This is a genomic window from Streptomyces sp. NPDC047042 (assembly GCF_040644035.1).
Classification (GTDB): Bacteria; Actinomycetota; Actinomycetes; order Streptomycetales; family Streptomycetaceae; genus Streptomyces.
In genome coordinates, this window is record NZ_JBEYVP010000027.1 from 78,705 (window position 1) to 93,257 (window position 14,553).

13 protein-coding genes are annotated in these 14,553 nt (G+C 70.7%); 11 read left to right on the forward strand and 2 right to left on the reverse strand.

Annotated elements, in window-relative coordinates:
• The first annotated feature begins 52 nt into the window (after nt 1-52).
• On the forward strand, nt 53-739 hold the full coding sequence (gene rpe / locus ABZ855_RS29540; RefSeq protein WP_360811942.1) for a ribulose-phosphate 3-epimerase: 687 nt from the start codon (nt 53-55) through the stop codon (nt 737-739).
• Between the two features lie 92 nt (nt 740-831).
• Nucleotides 832-1,875, forward strand: coding sequence for a sugar-binding domain-containing protein (locus ABZ855_RS29545; protein WP_360811944.1), 1,044 nt, complete (start codon nt 832-834; stop codon nt 1,873-1,875).
• 124 nt (nt 1,876-1,999) lie between these two features.
• Here the strand turns inward: ABZ855_RS29545 and ABZ855_RS29550 are convergent, their stop codons facing one another.
• Nucleotides 2,000-4,234, reverse strand: coding sequence for an MMPL family transporter (locus ABZ855_RS29550; RefSeq protein WP_360811946.1), 2,235 nt, complete (start codon nt 4,232-4,234; stop codon nt 2,000-2,002).
• A gap of 186 nt (nt 4,235-4,420) precedes the next feature.
• Between ABZ855_RS29550 and ABZ855_RS29555 the strand changes: the two genes are divergently transcribed.
• The 3 genes from ABZ855_RS29555 to ABZ855_RS29565 all read left to right on the forward strand — a co-directional run bounded on the left by ABZ855_RS29555 (nt 4,421) and on the right by ABZ855_RS29565 (nt 6,919).
• Entirely contained in the window at nt 4,421-4,846 is a 426-nt protein-coding gene (locus ABZ855_RS29555; RefSeq protein WP_360811948.1) for a barstar family protein, read from the forward strand.
• 171 nt (nt 4,847-5,017) lie between these two features.
• Complete coding sequence (locus ABZ855_RS29560) at nt 5,018-6,460, forward strand: GuaB1 family IMP dehydrogenase-related protein (RefSeq protein ID WP_360812077.1); 1,443 nt, start codon at nt 5,018-5,020, stop codon at nt 6,458-6,460.
• A 6-nt stretch (nt 6,461-6,466) separates the two neighbouring features.
• The gene (locus ABZ855_RS29565) at nt 6,467-6,919 is read left to right on the forward strand and encodes an Lrp/AsnC family transcriptional regulator (protein WP_053740341.1); all 453 of its coding nucleotides are present in this window, start codon (nt 6,467-6,469) and stop codon (nt 6,917-6,919) included.
• Nucleotides 6,920-6,986: 67 nt separating this feature from the next.
• On the opposite strand, the gene ABZ855_RS29570 is transcribed toward ABZ855_RS29565, so the two are convergent.
• Nucleotides 6,987-7,730, reverse strand: a complete 744-nt coding sequence (locus ABZ855_RS29570) for a GntR family transcriptional regulator (RefSeq protein ID WP_360811950.1) — start codon at nt 7,728-7,730, stop codon at nt 6,987-6,989.
• 212 nt (nt 7,731-7,942) lie between these two features.
• Here ABZ855_RS29570 and ABZ855_RS29575 point away from each other — a divergent pair, with 212 nt between their 5' ends.
• The 6 genes from ABZ855_RS29575 to ABZ855_RS29600 all read left to right on the forward strand — a co-directional run bounded on the left by ABZ855_RS29575 (nt 7,943) and on the right by ABZ855_RS29600 (nt 14,549).
• A complete protein-coding gene (locus ABZ855_RS29575; RefSeq protein WP_360812079.1) occupies nt 7,943-9,100 on the forward strand; it encodes an extracellular solute-binding protein in 1,158 nt (385 codons plus the stop codon).
• Complete coding sequence (locus ABZ855_RS29580) at nt 9,097-9,993, forward strand: ABC transporter permease subunit (protein ID WP_360811952.1); 897 nt, start codon at nt 9,097-9,099, stop codon at nt 9,991-9,993. The genes ABZ855_RS29575 and ABZ855_RS29580 overlap by 4 nt, the downstream gene beginning before the upstream one ends.
• Nucleotides 9,981-10,796 carry an ABC transporter permease subunit gene (locus ABZ855_RS29585; RefSeq protein WP_360811954.1) on the forward strand — a complete coding sequence of 272 codons (816 nt, stop codon included), beginning with the start codon at nt 9,981-9,983 and terminating at the stop codon, nt 10,794-10,796. The genes ABZ855_RS29580 and ABZ855_RS29585 overlap by 13 nt, the downstream gene beginning before the upstream one ends.
• A gap of 5 nt (nt 10,797-10,801) precedes the next feature.
• Nucleotides 10,802-11,860, forward strand: coding sequence for an ABC transporter ATP-binding protein (locus ABZ855_RS29590; protein ID WP_360811956.1), 1,059 nt, complete (start codon nt 10,802-10,804; stop codon nt 11,858-11,860).
• 24 nt (nt 11,861-11,884) lie between these two features.
• Nucleotides 11,885-13,390 carry an HAD-IA family hydrolase gene (locus ABZ855_RS29595; protein ID WP_360811958.1) on the forward strand — a complete coding sequence of 502 codons (1,506 nt, stop codon included), beginning with the start codon at nt 11,885-11,887 and terminating at the stop codon, nt 13,388-13,390.
• A gap of 361 nt (nt 13,391-13,751) precedes the next feature.
• Nucleotides 13,752-14,549 carry a carbon-nitrogen hydrolase family protein gene (locus ABZ855_RS29600; protein ID WP_360811960.1) on the forward strand — a complete coding sequence of 266 codons (798 nt, stop codon included), beginning with the start codon at nt 13,752-13,754 and terminating at the stop codon, nt 14,547-14,549.
• Nucleotides 14,550-14,553: the final 4 nt, after the last annotated feature.

Here is a 14,553-nt window from a genome sequence, read left to right on the forward strand (position 1 = left end):
CCCACAACGGACCCGCCCGCACAACCCCCGGAGGGCATGGCAGGCTTGGGGCATGGCCGCGCAGATCAACCCCAGTATCCTGTCCGCCGACTTCGCCCGACTCGCCGAGGAGGCGAAGGCGGTCGAAGGGGCCGACTGGCTTCACGTCGACGTGATGGACAACCATTTCGTACCGAACCTCACCCTCGGTGTGCCGGTCGTAGAGTCCCTCGCACGGGCGACGGAGACCCCGCTGGACTGTCACCTGATGATCGAGGACCCCGATCGATGGGCGCCGCAGTACGTGGAAGCGGGTGCCGGTTCCGTCACCTTCCATGTGGAGGCCGCCGCCGCTCCCGTGCGGCTCGCCCGCGAGATCCGGGCGAAGGGCGCCCGGGCCTCCATGGCCCTCAAGCCCGCGACCCCGATCGAGCCGTACGAGGACCTGCTGCCCGAACTCGACATGTTGCTGATCATGACGGTCGAGCCGGGTTTCGGCGGCCAGGCGTTTCTCGACATCATGCTCCCGAAGATTCGCCGCACCCGCGAGTTGATCAGCAAGCACGGCCTTGAGCTGTGGCTTCAGGTCGACGGGGGAGTGGCCGCCGCCACCATCGAGCGCTGCGCCGAGGCCGGCGCGGACGTTTTTGTCGCCGGCTCGGCGGTGTACGGCGCCGCGGACCCGGCCGAGGCGGTACGCGCACTGCGCACCCAGGCCGACGCGGCGACCGCCGGTGCGAGCTGGGCGTGCGACCACTGAGCCAAGGGAACGTGAACGACGTACTTCTGGGCAGATCAAGCACTCGGGATCTGACAGGATGAACGGCGAATCCAGAATGTGAACAGCAGCGAGTGAAGAGCAGTGAGGAGATCGCCGTGTCGGGTATGTCGGCGGGCCGGTCAGCCATGCGGATGGGACCCGCTGAGCTGGTGCAGGCGGCGGCCATGGCCCGCCGCTTCTACCTCGAGGGCAAGTCCAAGATCCAGATCGCCGAGGAGTTCGGCGTCAGCCGCTTCAAGGTGGCCCGGGTGCTGGAAACCGCTCTCGAACGGGATCTGGTGCGGATCGAGATCCGTGTCCCGGCCGAACTGGACGCCGAGCGCTCGGACGCGCTGCGGGCCCGGTACGGCCTCAGGCACGCGGTCGTGGTCGAGTCCCCGGCAGAGGCGGAGGAGTCGCCCGATCCCGAGAACCTCGGTGAGGTGGCCGCCGATCTGCTCGGCGAACTGGTGAACGAAGGGGATGTGCTGGGCCTCGCCTGGGGCCGCTCCACCATCCACATGGCGGCGGCCCTCGACCGGCTGCCGCCCTGCACGGTGGTCCAGCTGACGGGCGTGTACGACGCCGGAACCGCCGAGCGCGGCTCCGTCGAGGCGGTTCGTCGCGCCGCGCAGGTGTCCGGCGGCGACGCCCACCCCATCTACGCCCCGATGCTGCTGCCCGACGCGGCCACCGCCGCAGCGCTGCGCAGCCAGACCGGGATCGCGCGGGCCTTCGAGTACTTCGACAAGGTCACGGTCGCCTGTGTCTCCATCGGCTCCTGGGAGGCCGGCATCTCGACGGTGCACGACATGCTCAGCGACGAGGAACGCGGTCACTACGCGTCCCTCGGAGTCGCCGCCGAGATGTCCGCGCACCTCTTCGACGCGGAGGGGCGCCGGGTCGGCCGGGACCTCGGGGAGCGGTGCATCACCGTCAAGGCGGACCAGCTCCGCCGGGTCCCCGAGGTCGTCGCGATCGCGGGCGGGCAGCGCAAGGCGCCGGCGATCGACGCGGTGCTGCGATCCGGGCTGGTCACCAGCCTGGTGACGGACACCTCGGCAGCGGACTATCTGCTGACGGCGGGTACGACCCCGAAGCCGGCGCTCAACAGGGCGGACCCGGACGGGATCTGACGGCCTGACAGCCGATGGCCCGGTCGATGGCAGGGTCGATGGCCTGACGGAATGTGAGAGTGCGGGCGATGCCCGGGTCCGCCCAGGGCCCGGGCATCGCTCTGTTCGGCGGGGGCGGCTCTCCTCAGTCGTCCTCGCCGCCCTCCGGGTCCACGTGCGGCAGCACCCGGTCCAGCCATGCGGGTGTCCACCAGGCATGCGCGCCCAGCAGCGTCATGACCGCCGGCACCAGCAGCAGCCGTACGACCGTCGCGTCGATGAGGACGCTCACGGCGAGCCCCAGACCGAGCATCTTCACCACCACGTTGTCGCTGACGACGAACGCGGCGAAGACGCTCACCATGATCAGGGCCGCGCAGGTGATCACCCGGGCGGTGATCTCCAGCGCGTGGGCCACGGACGCCCGCGCGTCGCCCGTACGCAGCCAGGCCTCGTGGACGCGGGAGAGCAGGAAGATCTCGTAGTCCATGCTGAGCCCGAAGATGATCGCGAACATCATCATCGGCACATAGCTCTCGATGGGCACCTTGCCCTCCACCCCGAGCGCGGGCCCGCCCCAGCCCCACTGGAAGACGGCCACGACGACGCCGTACGAGGCCGCGATCGACAGGACGTTGAGCACGGCCGCCTTCAGCGCCACCAGCAGGCCCCGGAAGACCGCCAGGATGATCAGGAAGGCGAGTGCGACGACCACGCCGATGATCAGCGGGAGGCGGCTCGCGACGATGTCGCGGAAGTCGACCTGGGCGGCGGTCGTGCCGGTCACATAGCCGTGGGCCGCCGTCTTGGAGACGGCGTCGGGCAGGGTGTCGTCGACCAGGCGGTTCGTCAGGTCGGTGGTCGTCTCGCTCTGCGGCGCCTCCTTGGAGTAGACCGTGCCGACCAGGACGTCCCCGTCCTTCGTCGCGGTGAGCGGGGTGACGGTGGCGGCGCCCGGTACGTCCGTCAGCGCCTTCGACGCCTGCGAGGCGAGGGCCGAGCGCTGGTCGGAGGGCACCTTCGACTGGTCGATGACGACGGTCAGCGGGCCGTTGGAGCCGGGCCCGAACGACTGCGCCATGATGTCGTACGCCCGCCGGTCCGTGAACGACTTCGGATCGGCGCCGTCCCCGATGTGACCGAGCTGGATGGACAGCAGCGGGATCGCCAGCACCAGCACGGTCACCACCCCGCCGGCCAGGAACCACCAGGGGCGCCGCTCGACGCGCTGCGCGTAGCGGTGCCAGGTGCCGTGTTCCGCGGCGTCGGCGCCGGCGCCGGCCGTGGTCTCGGCGATCGGGCGGCGCACCCGGTAACGGTCGATACGGCGGCCGATGAGCCCCAGCAGCGCGGGTACCAGGGTCAGGGCGCCCACGACCGCGGAGACCACCGTCACGGCGGCGGCCACGCCCAGCTTGCCGATGAAGCCGACCCCGGAGACGAACAGCCCGGCCAGCGCGACGATCACCGTGCACCCGGAGACCAGGACCGCGCGCCCGCTGGTGGCGGTGGCGCGGCCGGCGGCTCGTACCGGATCGTCGCCGTTCATCAGGTTCTGCCGGTGCCGGGTGATGAGGAACAGCGCGTAGTCGATGCCCACGCCGAGGCCGATCATGGTGGCCAGCGTGGGGGACACCGTGCCGAAGGTGAACGCCGTCGCGAGCAGCCCGAGGCAGGCCAGCCCGCCGATCACGCTGATCAGCGCGGTCAGCAGGGGGATGCCGGCGGCGAGCACGCTGCCGAAGCCGACCAGCAGGACGACGATCGCCACGGCGAACCCGATCAGCTCGCTGACCCGGTCGTCGGCGTCGGGCCGGGCCAGCTCGCCCAGCGGCCCGCCGTACTCGACCTGCACGCCGGCCGACCGCAGCGGCTTCACCGAGTCGTCGACGCCGTGGAGGTAGTCGTCGCCGAGGGTGGAGGGCTGGACGTCGAAGCGGACGGTGATGTAGCCGGTCTTCGCGTCGCCGGACAACGGTCCGACCGACTGTGTGCCCGTGGGCTGTGATCCCGGCGGCGGCAGCGGATTCTGCACGGACAGGACGTGCGGGAGTTTCTGCAGGTCGGAGACCGTCTGGGACAGCTGGGTGGACAGGTCGGTCAGTGGTTTGGCCGAGTCCCGCAGCACGATCTGGCTGCCGTACCCGCCGGCCGCCGGATCGTGCTTCTTCAGGACGTCCAGGCCCTGCTGCGACTGGACTCCGGGCAGGGAGAAGTTGTCCGAGTACTCGCCGCCGAAGGAATGGTTGAGCGCCTGGAGCGCGGCGAGCGCGATCAGCCAGGCCACGATGACGATCACGAAGTGCCGGGCGCACCACTCGCCCAGTCGGCGCAGTCTCCCACGCCGGTCCTTGCGTCCCCCCGCTGCTGGTGCTGGCATTGCTGTCTGTGATGACATGCGCGGCTCCCGCCGGAGACTGGCCGATCATCCTCATTGAACGACTCGCCGATCAACATGTCCTGTTGGGAGGCCGCCACCCGGTCCTCGTTGTCATGGGGCGGGCGGTGGGATCTACTACGACGATGATCACTTCGACTTCTCGCGACTCCTCACGGCGGTACTGAGATGACCGACCACCCGCTCGCACCGGTGTTCGCGGGCCGCACGCCCGCCGGTGTTCTGTCCTGGCCCGCCGACCTGCCGGCGGAGCGCGCGCTCGAAGCCGCCCGCGATGCCGGCTGGGAGGCCGCCGACCTCGACCTCACCGATGTCTCCGACAGGGCGGGGCTGATGACGGCCTGTGCCACCGTGATGCGGTTCCCGGACTACTTCGGGGCGAACTGGGACGCCCTGGCGGACTGTCTCGGCGACCTGGGCGGGTGGCCCGCGAGCCGTGGCCGGCTCCTCCTCGTCCGCAACTGGCAGGAGTACGCGGCGGCCCGGCCCGAGGAGTGGAACACGCTCCAGGAGATCTTCGCCGACGCGGCCGCGAGCTGGCGGGAGACGGACACCGGGCTCGCGGTGGTGATGGTGCTCGCCGCAGCTCCGTAGCGGTGTGCGCCGGGCGCGGCCGGTCGGAGGATGGCACGAGCCGGCCGGCGGGCCGTCTGGACGATCCGACCAGGCGGTTTCAGGTCACCGGCATGGGACAATGAGGTACGTGCTCTTCCCCCTGGCTGTCCTGTCCGGGGGCCACCTCTGATCGACCGGGATGTGCAGCACGTGCGTTTCCTCAACGACATCCAGCCCCCGTACGACCTGACGTACGACGACGTCTTCATGGTCCCCAGCCGTTCCTCCGTCGGCTCCCGGCAGGGCGTGGACCTCAGCTCCCCGGACGGCACGGGTACGACGATCCCGCTGGTCGTCGCCAATATGACCGCCATCGCGGGCCGCCGGATGGCCGAGACGGTCGCGCGGCGCGGCGGGCTCGTCGTGATCCCGCAGGACATCCCGATCGAGGTCGTCACCGACGTCATCTCCTGGGTGAAGAGCCGTCATCTCGTCCTCGACACACCGATCGTGCTCGCGCCCCACCAGACCGTCGCCGACGCCCTGGCCCTGCTGCCCAAGCGGGCGCACAACGCGGGTGTCGTCGTCGACGCCGAGCACCGGCCGGTCGGTGTGGTCACCGACGCCGACCTGTCCGGGGTGGACCGCTTCACTCAGCTCTCCGAGGTCATGTCGAAGGACCTCCTGCTCTTCGACGCCGACATCGACCCGCGCGAGGCCTTCAACCGTCTCGACGGCGCCAACCGCCGGTACGCGCCCGCCGTCGACGCCGACGGCAGGCTCGCCGGCATCCTCACCCGCAAGGGCGCGCTGCGTGCAACCCTCTACACGCCGGCCACGGATGCGAACGGCCGGCTGCGGATCGCCGCCGCCGTCGGCATCAACGGCGATGTGGCCGGAAAGGCGCAGCAACTGCTCGACGCGGGCGTCGACACGCTCGTCATCGACACCGCGCACGGCCACCAGGAGTCGATGCTCAGCGCCATCAAGCTGGTCCGTGACCTCGACCCGCACGTTCCGATCGCCGCCGGCAACATCGTCGCCGCCGAGGGCGTCAGGGACCTGATCGAGGCGGGCGCCGACATCATCAAGGTCGGCGTCGGACCGGGCGCCATGTGCACCACCCGCATGATGACGGGCGTGGGCCGGCCGCAGTTCTCGGCGGTCCTGGAGTGCGCGGCCGAGGCGAAGAAGTACGGCAAGCACGTGTGGGCGGACGGCGGGGTACGCCACCCCCGCGACGTCGCGATGGCGCTGGCCGCCGGTGCGTCCAACGTCATGGTCGGCTCCTGGTTCGCGGGGACGTACGAGTCCCCGGGCGACCTTCAGCAGGACGCCTCCGGGCACCTCTACAAGGAGTCGTTCGGCATGGCGTCGGCGCGTGCGGTGCGCAACCGTACGTCGGAGGAATCGGCGTACGACCGGGCCCGCAAGGCGCTGTTCGAGGAGGGCATCTCGACCTCCCGGATGTTCCTCGACCCGGCCCGGCCGGGCGTCGAGGACCTGATCGACTCGATCATCGCGGGCGTCCGTTCCTCCTGCACCTACGCCGGGGCCAACTCCATCGAGGAGTTCGCCCAGAAGGCCGTCGTCGGTGTCCAGAGCGCGGCCGGGTACGCGGAGGGCAAGCCGCTCCACGCCAGCTGGAGCTGACGCGGCGTGCTGAACGATCTCGACGAACGGATTGTGCACGCCCTCGCCGAGGACGCGCGTCGTTCCTACGCGGACATCGGGCAGTTGGTCGGACTGTCCGCGCCCGCCGTGAAGCGACGCGTGGACCGGCTGCGGGAGAGCGGGGCGATCACCGGGTTCACCGTGCGGGTGGATCCGGCGGCGCTGGGGTGGGAGACGGAGGGGTTCGTCGAGATCTACTGCCGGCGCAACACCTCGCCGGAGACGATACGGCGAGGGCTGGAGCGGTATCAGGAGGTGGTGGCGGCGTCCACCGTCACCGGGGAGGCGGATGCGGTGGTGCAGGTTTTCGCCTCTGATATGCGGCACTTCGAGCGGGTGCTTGAGCGGATCGCCGGGGAGCCGTTCGTTGAGCGGACCAAGTCGGTGCTGGTGCTGTCTCCGTTGTTGCGGCGGTTTTCTTCCGGGTCGCCTACGTAGGGGGCGCTGCGGATACGTTTGCGAGTGCGGGTTCGTTGTGGCTGGTCGCGCAGTTCCCCGCGCCCCTTTATCGCCCCGCTGGTTTTCTTGACAGGGCGTTGTTGGCGATCGAGTTGTGGATGCTGAAGCTCACCGCGTCGCCTCTGTAGCGGTCGTCGGACCACTCGACCGGGCGGCCCTCCCTCGTGGTTGTCACGCGGCGGACGCGTAGCAGGGGGCTGGTGCGGCGGATTTCCAGGAGTTCGGCGTCCTGGGCGCCGGCCGCCACCGCGTCGATGACGTGTTCGCCGTATGCGAAGACCAACCCGGTGTCCTCGAAGAGGCGTTGGGTGACCGAGGGGCAGTCCGGCTCGATGGGTTCCACGGCCGGGGCGATCCAGTCGGCGTAGACCGTGCGTTCCAGGAGGACCGGTTCGCCGTCCAGGCCGCGTACCCGCAGGACGTGCAACACCTTTGTCTTCTCGCGGAGTTGGAGACGGATCGCGTCCTCCGTCGTCGCCCGGCGGTACTCCTGGTGCACCACCTGGCCCGTCGCCTCGCGGCCCATCGCGCGCGCCCACTGGGCGAAGCTGCGCAGTTCCTCGAAGGTCTGGCTGCGGCGGCTGGCCAGGACCACCCGGCGGGCGCCCTGACGGGAGCCGATGAGTCCCTCGGCCGTCAGGGCCGCCACCGCCTGGCGGATCGTGCCGCGTGCCACGCCGTAGTGGCTCGCGAGCTCCGTCTCCGGAGGCAGACGGCTGCCGACGGTGTACTGCTCGCGGTCGATCGCCCGGCGCAGCTCGTCGGCGATCTCCTCGTGTCGCGCCGTCATGCTTCCCCTCTGGGTTCGTCGCTGTGCACAGCGTGACCAGCCTAATCGACGTCCGTGAACTGTCCCTGCCCAGCGGAAAAGTGCAGGGAATCGGGGGTCAGTGTTTCGCCAGTGTTTACGGGCGTGATACCAGCGGAAGTCCTACTGAAGCCAACTTGTTCAGACAAGTTCTCCGCACTACCTCAACCCTCGTGCGCACCCCTGGAGAGACCGTGATCGTGACCCTGCCGAGAACAGCCGTCCGCGGCGGCGCCCTCGCCGTCGTCGCCGCGCTCGCCCTGAGCGCCTGCGGCGCGGCCCCCGACGACACGTCGACCACCGCGAACGGCAAGAGCGCGGCCACCGCGACCTCGGCCGCCGACTTCGGCGGCATGGACAAGCTGGTCGCCGCGGCCAAGAAGGAGGGCACGCTGCACGCCATCGCGCTGCCCCGCGACTGGGCCAACTACGGTGCCCTGATCGACGGTTTCCAGAAGAAGTACGGCATCAAGATCGAGGTCGAGAACCCGGACGGGGCAAGCCAGGACGAGATCAACGCCGTCACGTCCCGCAAGGGGCAGGACCGGGCGCCCGACGTCCTCGACCTCGGCAGCTCGTTCGCGCTGAGCGCCGCCCAGCAGGGGCTGCTCGCGCCGTACAAGGTCGCCTCCTTCGCCGACATACCCGAGGGGCAGAAGGACCCGGAGGGCCGGTGGTTCAACGACTACGGCGGCTACATCTCCATCGGGTGCGACGCCAAGCGCGTGAAGACCTGCCCCACCACCTTCGCCGACCTGCTGAAGCCCCAGTACAAGGGCCAGGTCGCCCTCAACGGCAATCCCACCAAGTCCGGTTCGGCCTTCGCCGGCGTCTGGGCGGCCTCGCTCGCCAGCGGCGGCTCCTTCGACGACATCCAGCCCGGCCTCGACTTCTTCGCCAAGCTGAAGAAGAACGGCAACTACACGCCCGTCGAGTCGACCCCGGCCACCGTCGAGAAGGGCGAGACGCCGATCAGCATCGACTGGGACTACCTCAACGCCGGTTACGCCGACGAGTTCAAGTCCAAGGGCGTCGACTGGACGGTGACCGTCCCCAGCGACGGTGAGTTCTCCCAGTACTACTCCCAGGCCGTCAACAAGGACGCCCCGCACCCGGCCGCCGCCCGGCTGTGGCAGGAGTACCTCTACAGCGCCGAGGGCCAGAACCTGTGGCTGAAGGGGTACGCCCGCCCGGCTCTGATGCCCGCCATGGAGAAGGCCGGCACGCTCGACACGGCCGCCGCCGCCAAGCTGCCCAAGGTCTCCGGCACGCCGTCCTTCCCGACCGAGGCTCAGCAGGCCAAGGCCAAGACCGTGCTGGCCCAGGGCTGGGGCAAGGCCGTCTCCGGATGACCGCCACCCTCACCCGGGTCGACGTGACGCCCGCCGCTTCCGTGAAGCGGCGGCGTCGCGCCCCCGGCTGGCTCGCCGTACTGCCGCTGCTCGCCTTCGTGGCGGTCGCCTTCGGAGTGCCCGCCCTGGCCATGCTCAACGGTGCCTTCACCGTCAAGAACCAGACCACCGGCGCCACTTCGTACACCACTGCCAACCTCACCGACTCCCTCCAGGGCGCGTATCTCACCGCCCTGCTCGGCAGCGTCAAGCTGTCCGCCGTGTCGGCGTTCATCGCGACCGTCCTCGGACTGCCGCTCGCCCAGGCCGTGGTGACCTCCCGCTTCCGCGCGCTGCGCGAGGCCGTCCTCACCGCCTCCGGGGTCCTCGCCAACTTCGGCGGGGTGCCGCTGGCCTTCGCCTTCGTCGCCACCCTCGGCAACTCCGGTGTGCTCACCAGGCATCTGGGGCTCACCGACAAGGGCTGGAGCCTCTACAGCTTCTGGGGACTGGTGATCGTCTACCTCTACTTCCTGATCCCGCTGATGGTCCTCACGATCACCCCCGCGCTCGACGGACTCAGGTCCCAGTGGCGCGAGGCCGCCCGGAACAACGGCGCCACGAACCTCCAGTACTGGCAGCACGTCGCCCTGCCGGTGCTGCTGCCCTCGCTGCTCGGCGGGTTCGTGCTGCTCTTCGGCAGCGCCTTCGCCGCGTACGCCACCGCCGCTGCCATGGTGGGCAGTTCGATCCCGCTGGTCACCCTTCAGATCGCCGACGCCATCTCCGGCAACGTGCTCGTCGGCCAGGAGAACGTGGCGCTCGCCCTCAGCCTCGACATGGTCCTGATCGCGGGCCTCGTCATGGCCGTCTACCTGCCCCTGCAACGGAGGAGCGCGCGATGGCTCGCCTGAACGCGTGGCGCTGGCTCGTCCTCGGCGGCGCCGCGCTGTACTTCCTCGTCCCGCTCGCCGCCTCCGTGATCTTCACGGTCGACGTGCCCGGCGAAGGCGTCACCTTCGACGCGTACAGCCAGATCGTCGGCGCCGACGGCTTCCTCCCCGGTCTGACGCTCTCCCTCGAACTGGCCGCCGCCACCATCGCCGTGGTCCTGCTCCTGATGGTCCCCGCGATGGTCGCCCTGAGGCTCGGCGCACCCCGGCTGCGGCCGGTCGTCGAGGTGATCTGCTCGCTGCCGCTGGTCGTCCCGCCGATCGCGTTCGTCGCCGGGATCTCGACCGTCCTCAAGTGGGGCCCCGAACACCTCTCCCGTACGCCCCTGTTCCAGACCTTCGTCGCCATCCAGAACCCGGACTTCCCCGTAGTCCTCGTCCTCGCGTACGTCGTGATGGCGCTGCCCTTCGTCCATCGGTCGCTGGACGCCGGACTGCGCGCGATCGACGTCCGCACGCTGGTGGAGGCCGCCCGCAGCTGCGGTGCGAGCCCGGTCCAGGCGCTGGTGACGGCCGTGCTGCCCAACCTGCGCGGGGCGCTGCTCAACGCCTCCTTCCTCACGCTGGCCCTGGTGCTCGGCGAGTTCACGGTGGCCCAGCTGCTCGGCTTCCAGCCGTTCGCCGTGTGGATCTACAGCGTCGGCGGTTCGCAGGCCCAGCTGTCCGTCGCCGTGTCCGTGCTCAGCCTGCTCGTCACCTGGGCCCTCCTCCTCGCGCTCGCCGGGCTCGGCGGGCGTTCCCGAACCGCCGCCGCCAAGGGATGAACCACATGACGCTCGACAAGGCAGCCACTGTCGAATTCCGGGGACTGCGCCGGGAGTTCGGCCCGACCGTCGCCCTCGACGGACTCGACCTCGATGTGCGGCCGGGGGAGCTGCTCGCGCTGCTCGGCCCGTCCGGCTGCGGCAAGACCACCGCCCTGCGCATGCTCGCCGGGTTCGAACACCCCGACTCCGGCGAGGTGTTGGTCGACGGCGCGGACGTCACCCAGGTGCCGGCCCACCGCCGGGACGCCGGCATGGTCTTCCAGTCGTACAGCCTCTTCCCGCACCTCAGCGCCCTCGACAACGTGGCCTTCGGACTGCGGATGCGCAAGGTCCGTACGTCCGAACGTCGCGCCAGAGCTGCCGAGTTGCTCGACCTCGTGGGCCTCGCCGACAAGGGCGAGCAGTTTCCGCACCAGCTCTCCGGCGGCCAACAGCAGCGCGTCGCACTCGCCCGCGCACTCGCCCTGCGCCCACGCGTACTGCTCCTCGATGAACCGCTGTCGGCGCTCGACGCCAAGGTACGGCTGACGCTCCGCGAGGAGATACGCCGCCTGCAGCAGGAACTCGGCATCACCACCCTGTTCGTGACGCACGATCAGGAAGAGGCCCTGTCCATGGCCGACCGGGTCGCCGTGATGCGCTCCGGGCGGCTCGAACAGTGCGCCGCCCCCGCCGAGTTGTACGGCAGGCCCGCCACCGCGTTCGTCGCCGAGTTCGTCGGCACGATGAGCCGGATCCCGGGGCGCCTGTCCGGTGGCTCGGTCGAGGTGCTCGGGCAGCGGCTCCCGGTCGACGGCGGGGCGCCGGACGCCGTCGAGGTCGACGTGCTGGTGCGGCCCGAGGCGGTCCGGGTCGTGGCCGAGGATGCCGGTGACGCCCGCGTCGTCGCCACGGCGTTCCTCGGCGCGGTCACCCGGATCACCGTGCGACTCGGCGACGGCACCGAGGTGAAGGCCGACCTGCCCGCGCACGAGGCCGCCACGCTGGGCGCGGGAGCCGCCGTGCACGTGTCGCTGCCGGAGCGGCCGGTGCTGGTGGCCGAGCGCGCGAACCGTCCGTGACGTGAATCCGTGAGAGAGAGAAACGTGTCCCCCCACAACCCCCACAGCTCCGACGCCCGCCATGTACCCCAACTCCCGCTCCAGGCAGTCCTGTTCGACATGGACGGCACGCTCGTCGACACCGAGCGGCTGTGGTGGGAGGCGGTGGAGCAGGTCGCCGGGAGGCCGCTGACCGAGGCGGACCAGCCGGAGGTGCTCGGCAGGCCCGTCGAGCACACCGCCGACTGGCTCGCCGCCGCCACGGGCGCCGAGGCCGGGCGCCTCGCCGCCGAACTGCACCGGGAGTTCGCGGACCGCGTCCGTACCGGCATCGTGCCCCGCCCGGGCGCCCTCGCCCTGCTCGACGCGCTCGCCGAGGCCGCCGTCCCCACCGCCCTGGTGACCGCCTCTCCCCGGGCCGTCGCCGACACGGTCCTCGAGGCGCTGGGCGTCTCCCGCTTCGCGGTGTCCGTCACCGCCGACGACACCGAACACACCAAGCCCGCCCCTGACCCCTACCTCGCCGCCTGCCACGCCCTGGGCGTCGACCCCGCCGCCTGTGTGGCCGTCGAGGACACGGAGACCGGCGTCGCCTCGGCGGAGGCGGCCGGGTGCGCGGTCCTCGCCGTGCCCTCGCTCGCCCCGATCGAGCCGGCGCCCGGCCGCACGGTCCTGCCCACCCTGGCCGGCGTCACCGTGGGGACTCTCGCCGCCATGGTCACCCCCGAGCAGCAGCTCCGGGTGATGACCTGGAACCTGTGGCTGGGCGGCACGAAGATCGACGATCACCGAGCGAAGCAGCTCGAGGTGATCGCCGAGACGGGCGCGGACGTCGTCGGCCTTCAGGAGACCGAGGGCACCTCCGCACGGGAACTGGCCGAGGCGCTCGGCTGGCACCACCACCAGGCGGGCCCGAACCTGGGCGTCATCAGCCGGTATCCGATCACCGCGCGCCACGGTGACCCGGACGTCGGCTTCTACGGGGCGACCGGGGTACGCGTCCGGCTGGACGCGGGGCAGGAGGTCGACGTCTGGAGCGCGCACCTCGACTGCGCGCCGTACGGGCCCTACGAGGTCCACTTCAGCGGGCTTGCGGCGGGGGAGGTGATCGCGAAGGAGGCGGGGCGGCTGGAGCGGATGCGGGAGATTCTGCGGCGGATCGGCGACTCCGGCGCGTGCGACTCCGGCGTCCCGGTCGTGCTCGTCGGGGACTTCAACACGCCGTCGCATCTGGACTGGCCGGGGGTGGAGTGGCCGGTGACGAAGGTGGCGGAGGAGGCGGGGCTGCGGGACTCGTACCGGGAGGTGCATCCGGATGCGGGCCTTGAGCCCGGTCATACGTGGTCGCCGGTTCATGTCGAGCATGAGGACGGGAGCGGGAGGGTGGAGCCGCAGGATCGGATCGACTTCGTGTTGTGTGGGGGGAGGGGGCTGCGGGTGCTGGATTCTCGGGTGGTGGTGAGCGGGGTGGCTCGTGTGTGGCCCGAGGTGGCCGGCAATGCCTGGCCCTCGGACCATGCGGCGGTACTGACGACGTTCGGGGTGCGCTAGAGGGTTTTTCGCCCCCGCCGCCCCTACCCGTCCCATCCCTGGGGGCTGCCGCCCCCAGACCCCCGCTTTCGCGCTGACGCGCTCGTCCTCAAACGCCGGACGGGCTGAATGATCAAGCCCCGGCCGGCATCATTCAGCCCCTCCGGCGTTTGAGGAGCGGGGGTTCGGGGGCAGCGCCCCCGAGAAGGATGGGACGGGTAGGGGCGGCGGGGGCGAAGAAACAACGAATCGCCGCCCCGGCGGCATCCCGCGCAACGATTCGTTCGCTGGTGCGCAACGGCTGCTCCTTGTCGTCCTGCCCCGCACCGCCGTACCGTCTATCTGGCCCCCAACCCCCCTCAAGCCCCTGCAAGGACCCCGCATGCGCACCGCCCTCCTCCAGAGCTCCGGCCGCCCCGGATCGCTCCTCGGGAATCTCAAGGTGCTCGACGAGGCCGCGGACCGCGCCGCCGCCGCGGGCGCCGAACTGCTGGCCGCGCCGGAGATGTTCCTCACGGGGTACGCGATCGGCGACGGCGTCGGCCGCCTCGCCGAGCCCGCCGACGGCGAGTCCGCCGACGCGGTCGCCGAGATCGCCGCGCGGCACGGCCTGGCCATCGCCTACGGCTACCCGGAGCGGTCCGGCGAGCTGGTCTTCAACTCCGCGCAGCTCATCTCCGCCGGCGGCGACCGTCTCGCCAACTACCGCAAGACCCACCTCTTCGGCCGCTTCGAGCGCGACCACTTCACGCCGGGCGAGCAGCCCGTCGTACAGGCCGAACTGGGCGGTCTGAGGGTCGGCCTGATGATCTGTTACGACGTCGAGTTCCCGGAGAACGTCCGCGCCCACGCCCTCGCCGGCACCGACCTCCTCCTCGTCCCGACGGCGCAGATGCATCCGTTCCAGTTCGTGGCCGAATCCGTCGTACCGGTGCGGGCCTTCGAGAACCAGCTGTACGTCGTCTACGTCAACCGGGTCGGCCAGGAAGGGGAGTTCGAGTTCGTTGGGCTTTCCACGCTCGCCGGCCCCGACGGAGTCGCCCGTACCCGGGCCGGCCGCGGTGAGGAGCTCCTCCTCGCCGACGTCGACCCCGTGCTCCTGGCCGCCTCCCGCGAGGCGAACCCCTATCTCCAGGACCGCCGTCCCGGCCTCTACGGCTCCCTCGGCCGAGTCACCTGAGCCA